Origin of the sequence: Streptomyces sp. NPDC048506 (assembly GCF_040651315.1) — a bacterium.
Taxonomy (GTDB): domain Bacteria; phylum Actinomycetota; class Actinomycetes; order Streptomycetales; family Streptomycetaceae; genus Streptomyces.
The window spans coordinates 60,170-77,328 of sequence record NZ_JBEZIX010000027.1; the positions used below are offsets into that span (position 1 = coordinate 60,170).

The window sequence follows — 17,159 nt, forward strand, 5'->3', positions numbered from 1 at the left end:
CGACACACCTCGTCCCTTCCTCCAACCGCCCTGGCATCTGCCATGGACGATCGCCTCAAGGATTGCAAATGCCAGCTCCAACTGCATATGTTGTCGCACATGCAGTCCTACACGATCGGCCAGGCGGCGCGCCTGCTGGGCGTCAGCCCCGACACCGCCCGCCGATGGGCGGACGCCGGCAAGGTCGCGACCCACCGCGACGACAGCGGCCGCCGCCTCATCGACGGCCGTGATCTGGCCGCCTTCTCCATCGAGGTGGCGCAGATCGGCGCCGGTGAGGACGACGCCTCGTACACCTCCGCACGCAACGCCTTCCCGGGCATCGTCACCGCCGTCAAACTCGGCGACGTCGCCGCCCAGGTCGAGATCCAGGCCGGACCACACCGCCTGGTCTCCCTGCTCACCCGGGAAGCGGTGGAGGAACTGGGACTGGAGGTCGGCATGCAGGCCACCGCCCGTGTGAAGTCCACCAGCGTGCACATCGACCGCACCTGAACCACCGCGGCCGCACCCACCCGGTGCAACCGCGGTCGCACCACAGCCCGACCGTCCCCACCGTCCCCACGTCGGCTGCCTCTCCCCAGCGGCGTCGCCCGTCCACGGCGCGGCTATTCCCATCCGCTCGGACGACACCCGTCGTCCCGCGTCACAAGGAGTCCCGCCCCATGTCCCAGCTCATCACGGCGCGCCGCGCCGCCGCCGCGCTGGTCACCGCCGCCCTCCTCGTCCCGCTCGCCGCCTGCGGCAAGGACGACGCCAAGCAGGACGAGGGCGCCAAGAAGTCCGGTGGCAGCACCGCCGAGGTGGACCTCACCGTGCTCGCCGCCTCGTCGCTGACCGACGTCTTCAAGAAGGCCGGCGCCGCCTACGAGAAGGAGCACCCGGGCACGAAGTTGACCTTCTCCTTCGCCGGCTCCCAGGAACTGGCCGCCCAGGTCAAGAACGGTGCCCCCGCCGACGCCCTGGTCACCGCCGACACCAAGACCATGGACGGGCTGAAGGCCGACGCCGGCACGCCCACCGTCATCGCCAAGAACCGCCTCGTCATCGCGACCGGCGAGGGCAATCCGAAGAAGATCACCGGCCTCAAGAACCTCACCGACAGCAAGCTGAAGGTCGTCCTCGCCGCCTCCGAGGTCCCGGTCGGCCGCTACAGCAAGCAGGTCCTGGACGCCCAGAAGCTCACCGTCAAGCCGGTCTCCCAGGAGCCCAACGTCCGCGCCGTGCTCAGCAAGGTCGAACTCGGCGAGGCCGACGCCGGACTCGTCTACAAGACGGACGCGGCCAGCGCGCCGAAGAAGGTCGACGCCGTTGACATCCCCGACGCCCAGAACGCCATCGCCTCCTACCCGGCGGCGACGCTGAAGGGCTCCCAGCACGCGGCGGCCGCGGCCGCGTTCGTGAAGTGGCTGAGCACGCCCGAGGCGCAGAAGATCCTTCAGCAGGCGGGCTTCCAGAAGCCGTAACGGGGCATGAGCCGGTCGGCGCGCCCCGGGCGGCCGCACCGACCGGCTCCGTATCGCGCACGGGACTGTCCGGCTCGGGGGAGCGGACAGCCCCGTGCGCACCGCGTCACGGCCCACGACCGAAGCCCGACCCCAGGAACCACGATGAGACGCCTTGGCACCCCCGGCGCGGCCGCCGCCGGAAGACTGCGCGCCCCCGGCACCCGGACACCCGCCGCGCTGGCCGTCCCCGCGCTGCTCGCCGTCGCGTTCCTGCTGCTGCCGCTCGTCGGCATCCTCGCCCGCACCAGCTGGGGCGCCATCGGCACCCACCTGACCAGCCCGGGCGTCACCCAGGCACTCGGCCTCTCGCTGCTGGTGTCCTTCTGGGCGCTCGGCCTCTCGCTGCTGCTCGGCGTCCCGCTCGCCTGGCTGCTGGCCCGGGTCAGCTTCCCCGGCAAGGCACTCGTCCGGTCGCTGGTGCTGCTGCCGATGGTGCTGCCGCCGACCGTCGGCGGTGTCGCACTGCTCCTCGGCTTCGGCCGCCGCGGACTGCTCGGCCCCTGGCTGGAGAACACCTTCGGCATCGTGCTGCCGTTCCACACCTCCGGCGCGGTGGTCGCCGCCACCTTCGTCGCCATGCCGTTCCTCGTCATCAGCCTGGAGGGCACGCTCGCCGGACTCCGCCCCCGCTACGAGGAGACGGCGGCCTCCCTCGGCGCCTCTCCCGTACGGGTCTTCTGGACCGTCACGCTCCCCATGGTCGCCCCGGGACTCGCCGCCGGCGCCGCGCTGACCTGGGCCCGCGCGCTCGGTGAATTCGGCGCGACGATCACCTTCGCCGGCAATCTGCCCGGCACCACCCAGACCCTGCCGCTCCAGGTCTACCTGCTGCTCCAGGACTCCCCGGAGGCCGCCACCTCGGTGTCGCTGCTCCTGCTCGTCATCGCCATGGCCGTGCTGATCTGCCTGCGCGGCCGTTGGACCGGCGCCACCGCCGACCGGACGGTCCGCGGCGCGCCCGTCCCCGACGACACCGAGCTGACCGCTCCGCCCGCCCCGCGCACCGAACAGCCCACCGCCGCCTCGGCCCCGCCCCCGGAGCGCTGGTCGCTGCATGCCGACGTCACCGGCTTCGCCCGGCTCACCCTGGACGCCGAACCGGGCACCACCATCGCCGTCGTCGGCCCCAACGGAGCCGGCAAGACCACCCTGCTGCGCGCCCTGCTCGGCCTCACCCCGCGCGCCCAGGCCGCGCTGCGCCTCGGCGACACCGACGTCACCACGCTGCCCCCGCACCGCCGCGGGGTCGCCTGGGTACCGCAGGACGGCGCGCTCTTCCCGCATCTGAGCGCCCTGTCCAACACCGCCTACGGGCTGCGCGCCCACGGCTCCCCGCGGGCCGAGGCCCGCCGCACCGCGCAGCAGTGGCTCGACCGGCTCGGCGTCGGCCACCTGGCCCACCGCAGGCCCGCCCAGCTCTCCGGCGGACAGGCCCAACGCGTCGCACTGGCACGGGCGTTGGCCACCCGGCCCCGGCTGCTGCTGCTCGACGAGCCGCTGGCCGCGCTCGACCAGACCACCCGGGCCCATGTCCGCCACACGCTGCGCGGCCACCTCGCCGGCTTCGGCGGGGTCTGCCTGATCGTCACCCACGACCCCGTCGAGGCCGTTTCGCTCGCCGACCGCGTCCTCGTCCTCGACGGCGGGCGCGCCCTCCAGGACGCACCGCCCGCCGAGGTCACCCGCCATCCGCGCTCCCCTTGGGTCGCCCGGATGCTGGGCCGGAACGCCTGGCAGGGCACCGCCGTCGACGACGGTCTGGCGCTCGCCGGCGGGGGCCGCCTCGTCGTCGCCGACCGCCTCCCGGACGGTGCCCGGGCGTTGGCGATCATCGCCCCCGAGGCGGTCTCCCTCCACCTCGACAAACCCGTCGGCAGCCCCCGCAACGTCTGGCCCGGCACCGTACGGGAGATCACCTCGGCCGGCAGCCGGCTGCGGATCCTGGTCACCTCGCGTGAGGCCCCCGACCTGGTCGCCGAGGTCACCCCGGCAGCCGCCCTCGAACTCGGCCTGGCCGACGGGGTGTCCGTCTGGACCAGCGTCAAGGCCACCGAGGTCTCGCTGGTGACGCTCTAAGGCGCGACCCCCGGCCCGTCGCGCCCCGCCGTCAGTGCTCCGTCGCCGCCGGTTCCACGACGAAGACCGGTATCTGACGGTCCGTCTGCTTCTGGTAGTCCTCGTAATCGGGGTAGGCCTCGACCGCGCGCCGCCACCACAGGGCCTTCTCCTCGCCGGTCACCTCCCGCGCCGTCATGTCCCGGCGCACCGGGCCGTCCTGGAGCTCCACCCGGGGGTCGGCCACGACGTTGTGGTACCAGACGGGGTGCTTGGGCGCACCACCCATGGAGGCCACCACGGCGTACGCCCCGTCGTGCTCCACCCGCATCAGCGGGCTCTTGCGGATCTTGCCGCTCTTGGCGCCCCGTGTGGTGAGGACGACGACGGGCATCCCGCGGAGCGTCGTCCCCTGCCTGCCGCCCGAGCCCTCGTACAGCTCCACCTGATCGCGGACCCACTGTTCCGGACTCGGTGCGTACTCACCATGAAGAGGCATTGCCGTCCGTCCCCTCTGTCGACGCGCGCACCGACCGGCCTCGTACCCGACCGTGGAAGCGCGGCGCGGGCGCCGTCCACGATCACCCTGACCTTCACTTAACCACCGCGACCGGCAGAACCATTCCCGGCCCGCCCGGGGTGTCCGGCAACCGCCGCCGTGGCGCCGCCGACGGGGCGCGGTCTTTCCCGACGACCCGCACTGCGCCTACGGTCTGGCAATGAGACGTGAGCCGTCCGCCCCTCCCGCCGTCGCACCGGCCGCGCCGCCGACCCGCCCCACCACTCTCCGACCCGGCGCCATCGGCACCGGTGATCTGGTCTTCTTCGTGGTGGCCGAGGCCGCGGCGGTCGTCGTCAGGTCGGCGTTCGCACGCTGCTGGCGCCGCTGCCGCTCGTGCTCGCCCTCGGAGCGGCGGTGGCGCTCCGCATCCGGCGCCGGGACCCGGACGGCTACCGGCAGTTGACGACGGTGGATGGGTAACGCGGCCGACCGCCCCGGGGGAGGAGAGGCAGGACGGATGAAGGACACCCTGGTCTTCCGTGGGCGGATCCGCACCGGGCCCGACCGCGCCGACACCACCGCGCTCGCCGTGCGCGACGGCCGGGTGGCGGCGCTCGGCCCGGTCGCCGAGGCCCTGGCCCCGCACGCCACGGAAGTGGTCGACCTCGGCACCGGCCTGCTCACCACCGCCTTCGGGGACGGCCACGCCCATCCGCTCTTCGGCGGTCTGGAAGAGGGCGGGCCGCAGGTCAAGGAGTTGGCGTCGGTGGCGGCGATCGCCTCGGAGGTCGGGCGGTGGGCCGTGGCACATCCGGACGCGGAGTGGATCGTCGGCGCCTCCTACGATCCGACGCTGGTGCCCGACGGCGCGTTCGACGCCCGCTGGCTGGATGCCGCGGTGGCCGACCGGCCCGTCGTGCTGCGCGCCCACGACTACCACACGCTGTGGTGCAACACCGAGGCCCTGCGCCGCGCCGGGGTGCACCGGGACACTCCGGACCCCCCGCTCGGACGGATCCTGCGGCGCTCCGACGGCTCCCCGATGGGCACCCTGCGCGAGTGGCACGCCTGCGACCTCGTCCTCGACCGGCTGCCGGCCCGACCCGTGGCCGAACTGGTCGAGGCGCTGCGGGTGGCAAGCCGGGGCTACGCCCGCGCCGGGCTGACCTGGGTCCAGGACGCCCGGGTCGGGCCGGAGATGATCGAGCCCTACCTGGAGGCCGCCCGGCGCGGCGTCCTGTCCGTGCGGGTGAACCTCGCCCAGCGCGCCGACCCCGCCCGGTGGCGGGCCCAGCGCGCCCCGTTCGTCGCGGCCCGCAGCCGGGTCGAGGCCGAGGGCGGCGCGCTGCTGTCGGCGCGCACCGTGACGTTCTTCTGCGACGGGGTGATCGAGAGCGGCACGGCGGCCCTGCTGGAGCCCTACCACGACGCCCCGCACTCCTGCGGGATGCCGGTCTGGCCGGCCACCGAACTCGCCGAAGCGGTCCGGGCCTTCGACGCCGACGGCTTCCAGGTCCATCTGCACGCCATCGGCGACGCCGGCATCCGTACCGCGCTGGACGCCATCGGCGGTGCGGTGGCCGCCAACCCGCCGTGGGACCGCCGGCCGGTCATCACCCACGTACAGCTCGTCGACCCCGCCGACCTGCCGCGCTTCGCGGCGTTGGGCGTGATCGCCAACTTCGAACCGCTATGGGCCCAACTCGACCGGTTGCAGAGCGTGTTGAGCATCCCGCGGGTGGGTGACCGGCGCGCCGAACAGCAGTACCCGATGGGCGACCTGGCGCGCTGCGGCACCCGTCTCTCCTTCGGCAGCGACTGGCCGGTCAGCTCCCACGAACCGCTGGCCGGCATCCAGACCGCGGTGACCCGCCGCACCGTCGACGGCTTCCCCCGGGAGGGCTGGACCCCGCACCAGCGGCTCACCGCCGCCCAGGCCCTGGACGCCTACACCTCCGGGGCGGCCCACCAGGCATACGCCGACGACCGCGGCGCGTTGACCCCGGGCGCCCCGGCGGACCTGGTCCGGCTCTCCGCCGACCCACGCACCACCGACCCGATGCGGATCCGCCACATCGAGGTCCTCGGCACCTGGCTCGCCGGTCGGCCGACCTTCCTGCCCGCACCGCGGTAGCCGTGCGGGCAGGAACCGGCCGTCAGGACACCAGCTCCACCGATCGCCGGCTGCGGCGGTGCTGCTCGGCCCAGTTCGTCAGCGCCGCACCACAGGCGTGGTCGAGGTGGCGCAGCCCGCTGATGTCGAGCTCCACGTCCCGGTCGGTGGGCAACGCGTCGAGCTGGTCGAGGATCTTCGGCAGCCGCAGGAACGTGGCGTTCCCGACGGCGCGGACCACCACCGGCTCGTCCTCGTCGTCCGGGGCGTGGATCTCCAGGTGGACGTGCGAGGTCTCCCAGGCGGTCTTCGCGACGGCCATCAACAGGCCGATCAGGACGCCCTCGAACATGTTGACCGTGACGATCGCGAGCGCGGTGACGAGGAGCACCACGGCCTCGCCGCGGTGCTCGCGCCACAGGGGCCGCAGGTCGCGCAGCGGGATCAGCTTGCAGCCGGCGTGGACCAGGACGCCCGCCAGCGCGGCCACCGGCACCACACCCAGCGCGGCCGGGAACGCCGCGGCGAACACCAGCAGCCAGACGCCGTGCAGCACCCGCGAGGCCTTGGTCCTCGCACCCGCCTGGACGTTGGCGGCGCTGCGCACGATGACCGCGGTCATCGGCAGTGCGCCGAGCACACCGCAGACGGCGTTGCCCGCGCCCTGGGCCATCAGCTCCTTGTCGTAGTCCGTGCGCGGCCCGTCGTGCAGCCGGTCGACCGCCGCGGCGCTGAAGAGCGACTCTGCGGACGCGATCAGCGCGAAGGCGAGGACGGTGCCGAGCACTCCGATCTCGGTGAGCCGGCCCAGGTCGGCGAGGCCGGGCGGCTGGATGGCGTCCAGCAGGCCGCTGACCTGGACCCGGGCGACCGGCAGGGACAGCGCCCAGACCGCGGTGGTGGCGAGCGCCACCGCGGCGAGCGGTGCGGGCAGGATCCGGGCGGCGGGCCGCCAGCGCGGCCACAGCACCAGCACTGCGATGGTCCCGGCGCCGACGGCGAGCGCCGACAGCGCGGACTGCGACCGTACGGTGTCGGCGACCAGCCCCGGCAGGGACGCGAGGTTGGCCAGCCCGCTGCCCGGCGCCTTGGCGTCCGTGAGGGCGTAGAGCTGTCCGGCGATCAGCACCAGGCCGATGCCGGCCAGCATGCCCTGGACCACGGCGACCGAGATCGCCCGGAACCAGCGCCCCAACTTCAGGGCTCCCATGGCGAGTTGCAGTACGCCGGCGGCCAGCACCAACGCCCCGAGGGCGCCGATGCCGTACTCCTTGACGGCTTCGAAGACCAGCACGGTCAGGCCCGCGGCCGGACCGCTGACCTGGAGGCTGCTGCCGGGGAGCAGACCGGTGAGCAGTCCGCCGACGACACCGGTGACCAGGCCCAGTTCGGCCGGTACGCCGGAGGCGACCGCCACGCCCACGCACAGCGGGACGGCCACCAGGAAGACGACGAGTGAGGCGGTGAAGTCCGCCCGGAAGGAGGTGAATCGCTTCATGAGGTGCACCCGTCCCTTCACAGCGGGAGGAACAGGTCGGACGCCGGATGATGCGCCGCCACCATGCCGGTGTGCACTTCGTAGAACCAGCCGTGCAGGCTCACCTCGCCGGCGGCCAGCCGCTCCTGGACGCACGGGTAGCCGCGCAGCCGGTCGAGCTGTTGGCGCACATGCTGCTGGACCGCGGCCGAAACCGTCGGCTCGTCGTCCTCGGGCAGTTCGTCGGAGAGTTGCTGCGTCAGCCAGTCGCGCACCGCGGGCGCACCGGTCAGATCCTCACCGCGGGCCTTGGCGCCGACCGCGCCGCAGTGCGAGTGACCGCACACCACGATGTCGGCCACCCGCAGCACACGCATGGCGTACTCGATGGTGGCGGCCTCCGCGCAGGCCGCCATGCCCTCCTGGTAGACGGGCACGGCATTGCCGGCCGTCCGTAGTTCGAACAGTTCGCCCGGTCGCGCCCCGGTGATCAGGGACGGGATGACACGGGAGTCGGAGCAGGTGATGAACAGGGCGAGCGGCGACTGGCCGGCCGCGAGCCGGCCGTAGGTCTCCTGTTCCTCGCTCCGGTCGGCGATACGGGCCATCAGGCCCCGGGCATGCTGGATGAAGGTCTCCACGAGGAGGTCTCCTGCTGATGAGTGGTGCCACTGTGGGGTGGTGGCGGGAACGTGCGAGGTGCGGCTTGGTGGGGCAGGCCACCACGGCCGCGCTCAGCAGCGGAAGACGCAGTGCAGTACGGGGAGTTGGGTCGGTCTCGATGCGGCCTTGGTGGAGCTGCCCGCCGCCGGGCGGCCGGACGCCGTCGTGGCGTCGGGCGCCGCGTGGCGGTGGTACGGCGGCTGCGCGCGGCCGGTGTGCCGGGGCGTGCGGAGGGTCCGGGCGGCGCCTCGGGGCTGCCCGCGCTCGACCTCGCGCTTGGTCTTCTCCTCTTTGGAGTCGTAGCTGGGCTTGGTGGCGGGCGGGGTGCCCGCGGACTTCGTGCTGGACGGGGCGGCGAGCGCGCTCGACGCGTTGGCGGCCGTGGCCGCGCCGCCCAGCAGCAGCGCCAGCACGACGCTGAGGACGGTCAGCAGGGTCCGCCAGAGGCGTGGCACCGCTGTGCCGGTGTCCTTCCTCATGCTCGCCCCCCGTCGGTCGTCCCGGTCGCTACGGCCTCTCCCCAGAGTGCAGCATCCAGGTTTCCGGTGTGATAACGCGAAATGACGCCAAGTTTCATTATTTTCAGAGTGGTGGGTCGCCGGCAAGGAGCGGCCCCGGCGGCGCTCATGCGTGTTCGGTCTCCGTACGAGGCGAGGCGGGGGCGGCGGAGTCGGTGCGCGGCGGCCGGCGGGCCGACCACACGACCACCGGCACGACCGCCAGCGCGAGGACCCCGCCGGCCAGCGCCAGCACCGGGAAGCCGCTCACCGCGACGACCAGTCCCGAGGACATCCCCCCGGTGGCGCCGGCGATCGCGATACCGACGTCCACCAGCCCCTGCGCCGCGGCGCGGCGGTCCGGGGGCAGGGTCCCGGTGACCATGGCGGTGCCACTGACCAGCCCGAAGTTCCAGCCGAGGCCGAGCAGTACGAGCGCCGTCGCCAGCGCCGGAACGGAAGTCGGCGGTGCCACCGCCGCGAGCCCACCGGAGGCCAGCAGCACCGGCCCGGCGGCTCCGGCGACCCACCGCGGGCCGATCCGGTCGACCAGCAGCCCGGTGAGCGGGGACGGCAGGAACATCGCTCCCACGTGCAGAGCGATGACCAGCCCGGCGGCCTGGGTGCCGTGGCCGTGGGCCTGCATATGGACGGGCGTCATCGTCATCACCGCGATCATCACGAGCTGGGTGAGGACCATGACGGTCGTGCCGCCGGCGACGGCCCGGCGCTGCGTACGGTCGAGCGGTCGGCGCGGGGCACCGACGGTGCGGGCGTCGGTCCCGCCGGGCGACTCGGTGCGTGCCAGTGCCTCAGTGCGTGCCAGCGCCTCGGCCAGTCGCAGCGGATCGGGCCGCAGCAGCGCGGCCAGTACCACCGCGGCCGCACCGAAGGCCGCGACGGCCAGCAGGAACGGCCCGGCGAGCCGGGGGATGCCCCACGAGTGGGCCAACTTCCCGGTGAGCGTCACCAGGTTGGGGCCGGCCACCGCCCCGAGGGTGGTGGCGAAGAGCACCGTGCTCACCGCGCGCCCGCGCCGCGCGGGGGAGGCCAGATCGGCTCCCGCGTAGCGCGCCATCAGGTTCGTCGAGGTGCCGGCCCCGTAGACCAGCAGGCCCAGGAACAGCAGCGGGGCGCTGTCGACGGCGGCGGCCGCCACCACCCCGAGGCTGCCGAGCGCCCCGGCGGCGTACCCGAGCGCGAGCCCGGGGCGCCGGCCCCAGCGGCGGCAGAGCCGGCCGATGCCGAAGGCGCCGAGCGCGGACCCGGCGGTGAACAGCGCACTGGGCACGCCGGCCAGCCCGGTCGAGCCGAGCATCTCCTCGGCGAGCAGGGCGCCGACGGTGATCCCCGCGGCCAGCCCCGCCCCGCTGAGGACCTGGGAGAGGACCAGGACGCTCAGGATGCGCCGCTGTTCGGGTCGCTCACGCAGGTCCGGCGTGCCGTTCCCAGCTGTCATGTTCCCTTTCCGTTCGGACCGGGGGTGTGGGGGTGAGGGCCTGTTCCGACGGGCCAGGGGCGGACCGTTTTTAGGCCTTCGCCATGGGCTCCAGCGCCGCGACGTCCGCGAGCGACAGCCCCAGCTGCTGGTGCAGGAACCGCACGATCGTCCAGTGCGGCAGTGCCCCCTCGTCGAAGGGACCGAACTCCCGGCAGTACAACGGAATCCAGCGCAGGGCCTCTTCGAGCACCTGCTCGCGGCCCGGCTCCTGCTGGTACTCCTCGTAGCCGATGCTGCGGTGCTCGATGAAGAACCGCCCCGGCAGCCGCTCCTCGCACAGCGCCCGGTACTCCCGGGTCTGGAGGATGAGGTAGTGCCAGATCTCGTCGATCTCCTGCTCGACCGGGAGGAAGAGTCCGCCGAGTCGGTCGTGGTACCGGGAGACCAGGTAGAGGTACCGCAGGCACTCGGTCACCTGGCGCGCCACGAAATCCCGTGACGGGTCCTCGCCCTGTGCGGCGAAGTGGTTCACCACCTCGGTGTGCAGCGCGTCGCCGAGCAGGTCCCTGAGGTCGTCGGCGGTTGTCAGCGGGCCGCTGTCCATGGTTCTCCTGTGCGGGTGGGAATGGTCGGGGGCCGTTCAGGCATCGTCGCGGGCAAGCCAGGCGTACTTCCCGGACTGCCCGATGGGGAGGTGCGTACGGTGGTCCAGTCGGCAGCGCCGCCCGGTCAGTTCACCGATCCGGCCCTCCAGCGCCGTCGCCGAGGCGGCGTCGACCGGCGCCCCGTCGAAGGTCGTGTACGCCAGCCGTGCCTCGGCCGTGCCGGTCAGCCGCAGCTGGTACCCGAAGACGTGCGGTGACTCCTCGCCGATGCAGCGGTCGAGGTCGCCCTGTGCCACGGGCCCGTGCGGGGTGCTGAGCAACTCCTTCTGGCGTCCGCAGAATTGGGCGATCTTCGCGGGGTCCGGCGTGCCGTCCGTGGTGCGGACGCAGTCCCCCGAGCGGTAGCGGATCAACGGCATATAGGGGTTGCGCACACTGGAGACGACGAGTTCGTAGATCGTGCTCCCCGGGGCGACCGGGTGGAGTTCCACGCTCATCTTGTCCAGGTGCGGCCGGTACCTGCCGCGGCGGTCGCTGAAGTAGAGGTAGCCGAGCTCGGTGCTGCCGAAGAGGTCGATGACCGGGCAGGCGAAGTGCTGGTGCAGATAGCGCCGGACGTTCACCGGGGTGTACTCGTAGGCGTGGACGATGCTGGCGGGGGGCGGGAAGTCGTCCCACAGTCCCCATTCGCCGACCTTCCGCACCAGATGCGCGAGGTGGTACCCGGAGCAGTCCAGGTGGTACCAGCCGCGCGGGTGCGCCTGCCGGGCGGACCGGATCTCCGTGAGCATCCGCACCACCTCGTCGCGCTCCCACCGCGCCGGATCGAGCCGCAGGTTGAGGTAGCAGGTGCGGTCGTCCAGCCACCGGTCGTCGAGGGCCGGCACCGGCTCCGGCGGCACACCGCTGCGCGCGGCGTTGACCCGGGCCACGTGCTCGGTGGCCAGCACCGTCGTCAGCGAGACGCGTCGGCAACCGGACTCCCAGGTGTGGGCGATGTCGGGGTGCTCGCGCCACAGCTGGTAGTACGAGTGCAGCAGGAAGTACGGGGGCCGGATGATCTGCATCCGGGCGTGATGGGTGCCGGTGGAGAGCACGAACTCTGCCTCGCCGGCCTCCAGCGCCGCGGCCAGCCGGGGCGTCATCCAGTTCTCGGGGAAACCGCGGGCGATCTCCGGCTTGTCGAGTACCGGGAAGTACCCCTTCGCCAGCGACTCGCGGTAGATGGGGATGTCGCGGATCTGCTCGATGACCTCGGCGGTCGGTTGACCATCCATGGATTCCTCGTCACGGCTCGGAGAACGGGGTCCGGGTGCGGCACGAGGCCGCACCCGGACCCTTGGCGTCGTGCGGCGTCAGGAGATACAGCCGGCCTTGGGCGTGGCGCTGATGCAGCCGGCCTTGGGGGCCGCGCTGATGCAGCCGCTCTTCGCCGCCTGCTGCGCGGAGTTGGCGGCGAGCCAGTTCTGCCAGACCTGGTCCTGGGCCATCTTCTTGATGAGCTGCTCCATGGGAACCTCCGGGAAGAGTGCGGAAAGTTGCCGGCACACAGCGCTGACCTGCGCTGATGCCGCTTCCACAGAAGGTAAAAGTATGACCAAGCGAATGTCAATGAAAGGCAATGGCGCTGCGGGGGTGAGGGGTGGTCCGCGCGCCAACTTTGGCGGGATCCCGACGAGGTGATCACCGCGGGAACGTGTGACACAGGGTCAGCCGCGCACTCGATCGACGCCGGCGCACCGCCCCGTACGGCGGCGGCCGATCGGGTGGCCTGACGGGCGGGACCGGCGCCACCCGGCGCACCCGGGGAACGATCACGGCCGTCAGCCACCGCTCATCGGACCCAGCCCCAGGGGAGTCTGTCGTGCGCATTCTGCTCATCGCCGGCGCGTTCAACAGCCTGACGCAGCGCGTCTACGCCGAACTCTGCGACAGCGGACACCAGGTGGGCGTGGAGCTGGTGACCCGGGAGACCCCGCTGCTCCAGGTCGTACGCCGGCACGACCCGGAGCTGATCGTGGCGCCGATGCTCACGACGGCCGTCCCCCGCGAGGTGTGGTCCGCGCACCCCTGCCTGATCGTGCACCCGGGGCCGGTCGGCGACCGCGGGCCCTCCTCGGTGGACTGGGCGGTCCACCTGGGCGCGGACCGGTGGGGCGTCACGGTCCTCCAGGCCAATGGCGAGATGGACGCCGGCGACATCTGGGCGTCGGCCGACTGTCCCGTCCCCGAGGTGGCCAAGAGCGACCTCTACCGCAACGAGATCGCCGATGCGGCGATCGAGGCGGTCCTGACGGCCGTCGCCCGCGTGGCGTCCGGCACCCACCGTCCACAACCGCAGGACTCCCTGCCCCCGGCCGCGAAACCAGGCCGCCCCCGACCGCCGTTCCGCCAGGACCTGCGCCGGATCGACTGGCAACGCGACCCCACCGACACCGTCGTGCGCAAGCTGCGCGCCGCCGACTCCCGGCCCGGCGTACGGGACGAACTCCTCGGCGACACCTGGTATCTGCACGGAGGGCACCCGGAGGACACCGTGACCGGCCGGCCCGGCGAACTGCTCGCCACCCGGTGCGGCGCCGTCTGCCGGGCGACGACCGACGGCGCGGTGTGGATCCCGGAACTGCGGCCGCCACGCCGGGCGGGGGAGCCCGGCACCGTCAAACTCCCCGCCACCCTGGCGCTGGGGGACCGCCTCCCACCGCTGCCCGAGGTCCCGGCGCCGCTGGACCCCGGCGCCGGCCCCCGTACCTGGTCCGACATCCGCTACCGCGAGGACGGGCCGGCCGGCTTCCTGGAGTTCGCCTTCCCCGGCGGCGCGATGAGCACCGACCACTGCCGGCGGCTGCTCGCGGCCTACCGTCACGCCTGCACCCGGCCCACCTCCGTACTGGTCCTCGGCGGCCACCGCGACTTCTTCTCCAACGGCATCCACCTCAACGTCATCGAGGCCGCACCCGACCCGGCCGAGGAGTCCTGGGCGAACATCAACGCCATGGACGACCTGGTCCACGCCGTGCTGACCACGACCGACCGGCTGGTGGTCGCCGCGCTCGGCGGCAACGCCGCGGCCGGCGGGGTGATGCTGGCCCTCGCCGCCGACGAGGTGTGGTGCCGTGCGGCGGTGGTGCTCAACCCGCACTACCGGCTGATGGGGCTCTACGGCTCCGAGTACTGGACGTACACCCTGCCGGGCCGGGCCGGACCCGAGGTGGCGGCACAGCTCACCGAGCGCGCGCTGCCGGTCACCGCCGCGGCCGGGCAGCGGCTCGGGCTGGTCGACCGGATCGTCGACTGCGATCCGCAGGAGTTCCGCGCGCAGACCGCCCGCCTGGCCGTCCGACTGGCGTCATCGGCCGCGACCCAGGCCCGGGTCGCGACGAAGAAGGCCGAGCGGGAGGCGGACGAGGCGGACCGGCCGCTGGCCGCCTACCGGGAGTACGAACTGGCCCGTATGCACCGCATCTTCTTCGACCCCGACCAGCCCTACCACGCCCTGCGACGGGCCTTCGTGCGCAAGGAGCCCGCGGCCGGCACCCCCGCGCACCTGACCGTCGGCCCCGCAGGCCCGCCGGGAGGACCGGCCGGAGCCTGACGGGCGGTGGGGCCGGCGGCCGGTCCCCTTCGGCCACCGGCCCGTTGCCCCCTGGCCGCGGGCGTCGCCTACGGGACGGGCTGGTACTTGTACCCGATGCCGAACACCGTGCTGATCGAGTCGCGCAGCCCCGGTCCCAGGCGCCGCCGCAGCCGGGCGATGTGGACGTCGACGGTGCGGGTGCTGGACTGGCAACTGGGCCAGACCGCGGCCATCAGCTGCTCCCGGGTGAATGCGCGCTGGGGGTGCAGCACCAAATGGGCCAGCAGGTCGAATTCCAGCCGTGGCAGGCCGAGTTGACGGCCCCTGATGAAGACGGTCCGGGCCGCGTCGTCGATCTGGATCGCTTGCGGCCGCACCTGGCCGGCGGACGGTTCGTCAGAGGCCGGCGGCTCCTCGCGCGGCGGCGCCAGGATGATGTGGACCTCGTCCGAGGGCAGCCGGTGCACCGACACCGGTTCCAGGTCGTGCAGGGTCAGTTGCCACGTGCCGTCGGGAAGCCGGTCGACCGCCAAGGGTGGCCCTTCGCCGGTCCCGGCCATGACCGGGCGGCCGAAGTCGGCCTCCGGTCGCAACGCAAGCGGGGTCGTCGAGGAGTTCATAAACATGATCTGGGCCCATTCCTCTTGCAAAGCAGGCGTGTACGGACAGACATGGCGGTGCTCGACGTACGGGGGTTTGAGGTGCTGCGCAGCGGTCGCCACGCAGTCGGGTGGTGAGGCATGCGTGGTGAACCGGCACGCGTGGAGCGGGTGCGCCCCAGCGGGGGCAATCGCTCCGTCCGTGCCACAAGAGTGCGCGCGCCCATGCCCGCACCCAGCCACGACGTGGTGCGCAGTCACGGCCTCCGGTCCCGACGAACGCTACATGTGATCGCGCGCTTCCGGAAAGTAGCTTCCGCGAATTTCGGTTGCTCTTCAGTCGAATCCGTGTATGCGGGGCGTCAACTCACGCAGCAGATACGCGCGTTGAGTCCGGGCCCGCCATCGTTTCGTTCCGTGCGCGCACGGGAAATTGACGGAACGCTGTCGGATTGCGCTGCTCGCCCTGGCTTCGATGCCGTACCGCCCGACGGTTCGGCATGGCCGGAACGCGTCGCCGAACTGGCCGAGACGCGGGGACGGTTGGTGCATGGTCTGGACCTGTGGGGCGTCGTCGTGATGGGGTGCCGGGCAGGCGGCGGGCCGGCCGCCCGATCTCCCCGTACGGCAACGGCCGCCGGGCCGGCGGTTCGCGCACGGTCGCCCCGCCCGCTCCGGCGGGTCCGGATTCCGGCGTTCTCGGCGCCCGCCCCGTGTCCAAGTTGGCGGAAACGGAGGGGTAATCGGCCGACGTCGTCCACTTGTGGAGCCCTGGTGAACATGTGAATATGCCAAATAAATGCCCGGCGGCTCCGAGAAGCGGCGTGTCGAAGGCTTCGGAAGATCGGTCGGGAAATTGTTTCCCCTTCAATTTCCTCGTGACGAAAAGGTGCGGAACCAGATATTCCAGACGGTTGTTTTCGTGATGAGTTGATGGTGAGTAGGGTGTGGCCCGCTGCCACTCGACCGGTGGCAGGGAGCCAGCTGAATTCGGCGCGGCTGGAATGCGGTGTGGGGGATGACGCCTTGGTGACCGGGAGGGGACCATGACGGCCGACTCTTTCGAGGGGCAGTACGTATGGAGTCCGGCGGCCGATGACCGCGCGCTCGCGCGCGCGTGCATGGACGTCAGGGCCGGCCGGTACTTCAGTGTGCACGAGGTCCTGAAGGAGACCCGGGAGGACTTCGAGGTGCGGGCCCACCGCTCGCTCGTGCTGGCGTCCGTGGCCGCCGACTCCGACCTCGCCGAACGCTGGCTGTCGGAGGAGCCCGGTCCTGAGGCGGCGCTGCTCTGGGCCCGGGTGGCGATGCTCCGCGCCCTGCGCATGGCCGACGCCGGTGACCAGCGACAGCGGGCGCTGGTGCGGATAGCGCGGACGGCGTGCGAGCGGGCCGCGAAGGAGCTGCCCGAGGACCCCACCCCATGGGTGGCCCAGTTGGCGCTGGCCCGGCTCGACCGCCCCCAGGACCCCGCGCCCCAGGGGCTGCTGACCGCGCCGACCGGCCCGTGGTACCTCTTCGCCCACATCCTCCGGCTCGATGCCTGGCACCGCGAGGCGCACCACCGGTTCCTGTCGTTCTTCTTCACCCGCCACGGCGGTTCCTCCGGCGCCAGCTGGGACGTCGGTGCGTTCCTGAGCCAACGGGCGCCGGCCGGCTCCCCGCTGCGGCTGCTGCCGCTGGTCGCGCTGGTCGAGGAGTACGACCCCTCAGCCCTGCTCGCCGACCGCGCCTGGGAGCAACCGCAGTGGGTCTCCACCGCGATGGGCATCTATCGCAACTGGTTCCCCGGGGTGGCCGATTACCGCTTCACGCCGGTGCTGGACCTGGCGTATCTGGCGCATGCGCTGTTCATGGCGAAACGTGAATTCGAGGCGCGGGAAGTCTTCACGGCCATGGGGCCTTATGCGTCACGGATGCCCTGGAGCGCATTCGGCGACCCCGAGGAGCAATTGACGAAAGCCCGGCGCTCCTGCGGACTCCCCGTGCCGCACGGCTCCTGAGTGGATGCCGTCGAATAGCGCGACGGCGCCTCCACATCTTCTCCGCATCCGCTTCGTTCCCCGATCCGCTCAGCCCGATGGATTCCCCCGGTCCTCCCCCAGAAAGGTTGCGGTTGTGT

Annotated in this window: 16 protein-coding genes; 7 read left to right on the plus strand and 9 right to left on the minus strand. The window is 72.5% G+C overall.

From position 1 onward, the window contains the following. Positions 1-99: 99 nt before the first annotated feature. From AB0C96_RS22530 to AB0C96_RS22540, 3 genes are all read left to right on the plus strand, one after another. Entirely contained in the window at positions 100-495 is a 396-nt protein-coding gene (locus AB0C96_RS22530; RefSeq protein ID WP_362919478.1) for a helix-turn-helix transcriptional regulator, read from the plus strand. A 170-nt stretch (positions 496-665) separates the two neighbouring features. After that, positions 666-1,466 (plus strand): molybdate ABC transporter substrate-binding protein, encoded by an 801-nt coding sequence (gene modA / locus AB0C96_RS22535; RefSeq protein ID WP_362919479.1) that lies wholly within the window; start codon positions 666-668, stop codon positions 1,464-1,466. 144 nt (positions 1,467-1,610) lie between these two features. Further along, on the plus strand, positions 1,611-3,584 hold the full coding sequence (locus AB0C96_RS22540; RefSeq protein WP_362919480.1) for an ABC transporter permease: 1,974 nt from the start codon (positions 1,611-1,613) through the stop codon (positions 3,582-3,584). A 31-nt stretch (positions 3,585-3,615) separates the two neighbouring features. Here the strand turns inward: AB0C96_RS22540 and AB0C96_RS22545 are convergent, their stop codons facing one another. Next, the gene (locus AB0C96_RS22545) at positions 3,616-4,062 is read right to left on the minus strand and encodes a nitroreductase family deazaflavin-dependent oxidoreductase (protein WP_362919481.1); all 447 of its coding nucleotides are present in this window, start codon (positions 4,060-4,062) and stop codon (positions 3,616-3,618) included. Positions 4,063-4,282: 220 nt separating this feature from the next. On the opposite strand from AB0C96_RS22545, the gene AB0C96_RS22550 reads away from it, so the two are divergent. Beyond that, positions 4,283-4,528, plus strand: a complete 246-nt coding sequence (locus AB0C96_RS22550) for a hypothetical protein (RefSeq protein ID WP_362919482.1) — start codon at positions 4,283-4,285, stop codon at positions 4,526-4,528. Positions 4,529-4,582: 54 nt separating this feature from the next. Further along, entirely contained in the window at positions 4,583-6,199 is a 1,617-nt protein-coding gene (locus AB0C96_RS22555; protein ID WP_362919483.1) for an amidohydrolase, read from the plus strand. Between the two features lie 22 nt (positions 6,200-6,221). Here AB0C96_RS22555 and AB0C96_RS22560 read toward each other — a convergent pair whose 3' ends face one another. From AB0C96_RS22560 to AB0C96_RS22590, 7 genes are all read right to left on the minus strand, one after another. Then, the gene (locus AB0C96_RS22560; protein ID WP_362919484.1) at positions 6,222-7,676 is read right to left on the minus strand and encodes a SulP family inorganic anion transporter; all 1,455 of its coding nucleotides are present in this window, start codon (positions 7,674-7,676) and stop codon (positions 6,222-6,224) included. Between the two features lie 17 nt (positions 7,677-7,693). After that, on the minus strand, positions 7,694-8,296 hold the full coding sequence (locus tag AB0C96_RS22565; RefSeq protein ID WP_362919485.1) for a carbonic anhydrase: 603 nt from the start codon (positions 8,294-8,296) through the stop codon (positions 7,694-7,696). Between the two features lie 93 nt (positions 8,297-8,389). Continuing rightward, positions 8,390-8,797, minus strand: coding sequence for a hypothetical protein (locus AB0C96_RS22570; protein WP_362919486.1), 408 nt, complete (start codon positions 8,795-8,797; stop codon positions 8,390-8,392). 145 nt (positions 8,798-8,942) lie between these two features. Next, the gene (locus AB0C96_RS22575) at positions 8,943-10,274 is read right to left on the minus strand and encodes an MFS transporter (protein WP_362919487.1); all 1,332 of its coding nucleotides are present in this window, start codon (positions 10,272-10,274) and stop codon (positions 8,943-8,945) included. 70 nt (positions 10,275-10,344) lie between these two features. Then, positions 10,345-10,860 (minus strand): hypothetical protein, encoded by a 516-nt coding sequence (locus tag AB0C96_RS22580; RefSeq protein WP_362919488.1) that lies wholly within the window; start codon positions 10,858-10,860, stop codon positions 10,345-10,347. Between the two features lie 36 nt (positions 10,861-10,896). Further along, positions 10,897-12,138 carry a hypothetical protein gene (locus tag AB0C96_RS22585; RefSeq protein WP_362919489.1) on the minus strand — a complete coding sequence of 414 codons (1,242 nt, stop codon included), beginning with the start codon at positions 12,136-12,138 and terminating at the stop codon, positions 10,897-10,899. A 78-nt stretch (positions 12,139-12,216) separates the two neighbouring features. Continuing rightward, positions 12,217-12,372, minus strand: coding sequence for a hypothetical protein (locus AB0C96_RS22590; protein ID WP_362919490.1), 156 nt, complete (start codon positions 12,370-12,372; stop codon positions 12,217-12,219). Positions 12,373-12,725: 353 nt separating this feature from the next. Between AB0C96_RS22590 and AB0C96_RS22595 the strand changes: the two genes are divergently transcribed. Further along, on the plus strand, positions 12,726-14,456 hold the full coding sequence (locus AB0C96_RS22595; RefSeq protein WP_362919491.1) for a hydrogenase maturation protein: 1,731 nt from the start codon (positions 12,726-12,728) through the stop codon (positions 14,454-14,456). 68 nt (positions 14,457-14,524) lie between these two features. On the opposite strand, the gene AB0C96_RS22600 is transcribed toward AB0C96_RS22595, so the two are convergent. After that, a complete protein-coding gene (locus AB0C96_RS22600; RefSeq protein WP_362919492.1) occupies positions 14,525-15,058 on the minus strand; it encodes a winged helix-turn-helix domain-containing protein in 534 nt (177 codons plus the stop codon). A gap of 1,025 nt (positions 15,059-16,083) precedes the next feature. On the opposite strand from AB0C96_RS22600, the gene AB0C96_RS22605 reads away from it, so the two are divergent. Then, a complete protein-coding gene (locus AB0C96_RS22605) occupies positions 16,084-17,040 on the plus strand; it encodes a hypothetical protein (RefSeq protein ID WP_362919493.1) in 957 nt (318 codons plus the stop codon). The last annotated feature ends 119 nt before the right edge of the window (positions 17,041-17,159 follow it).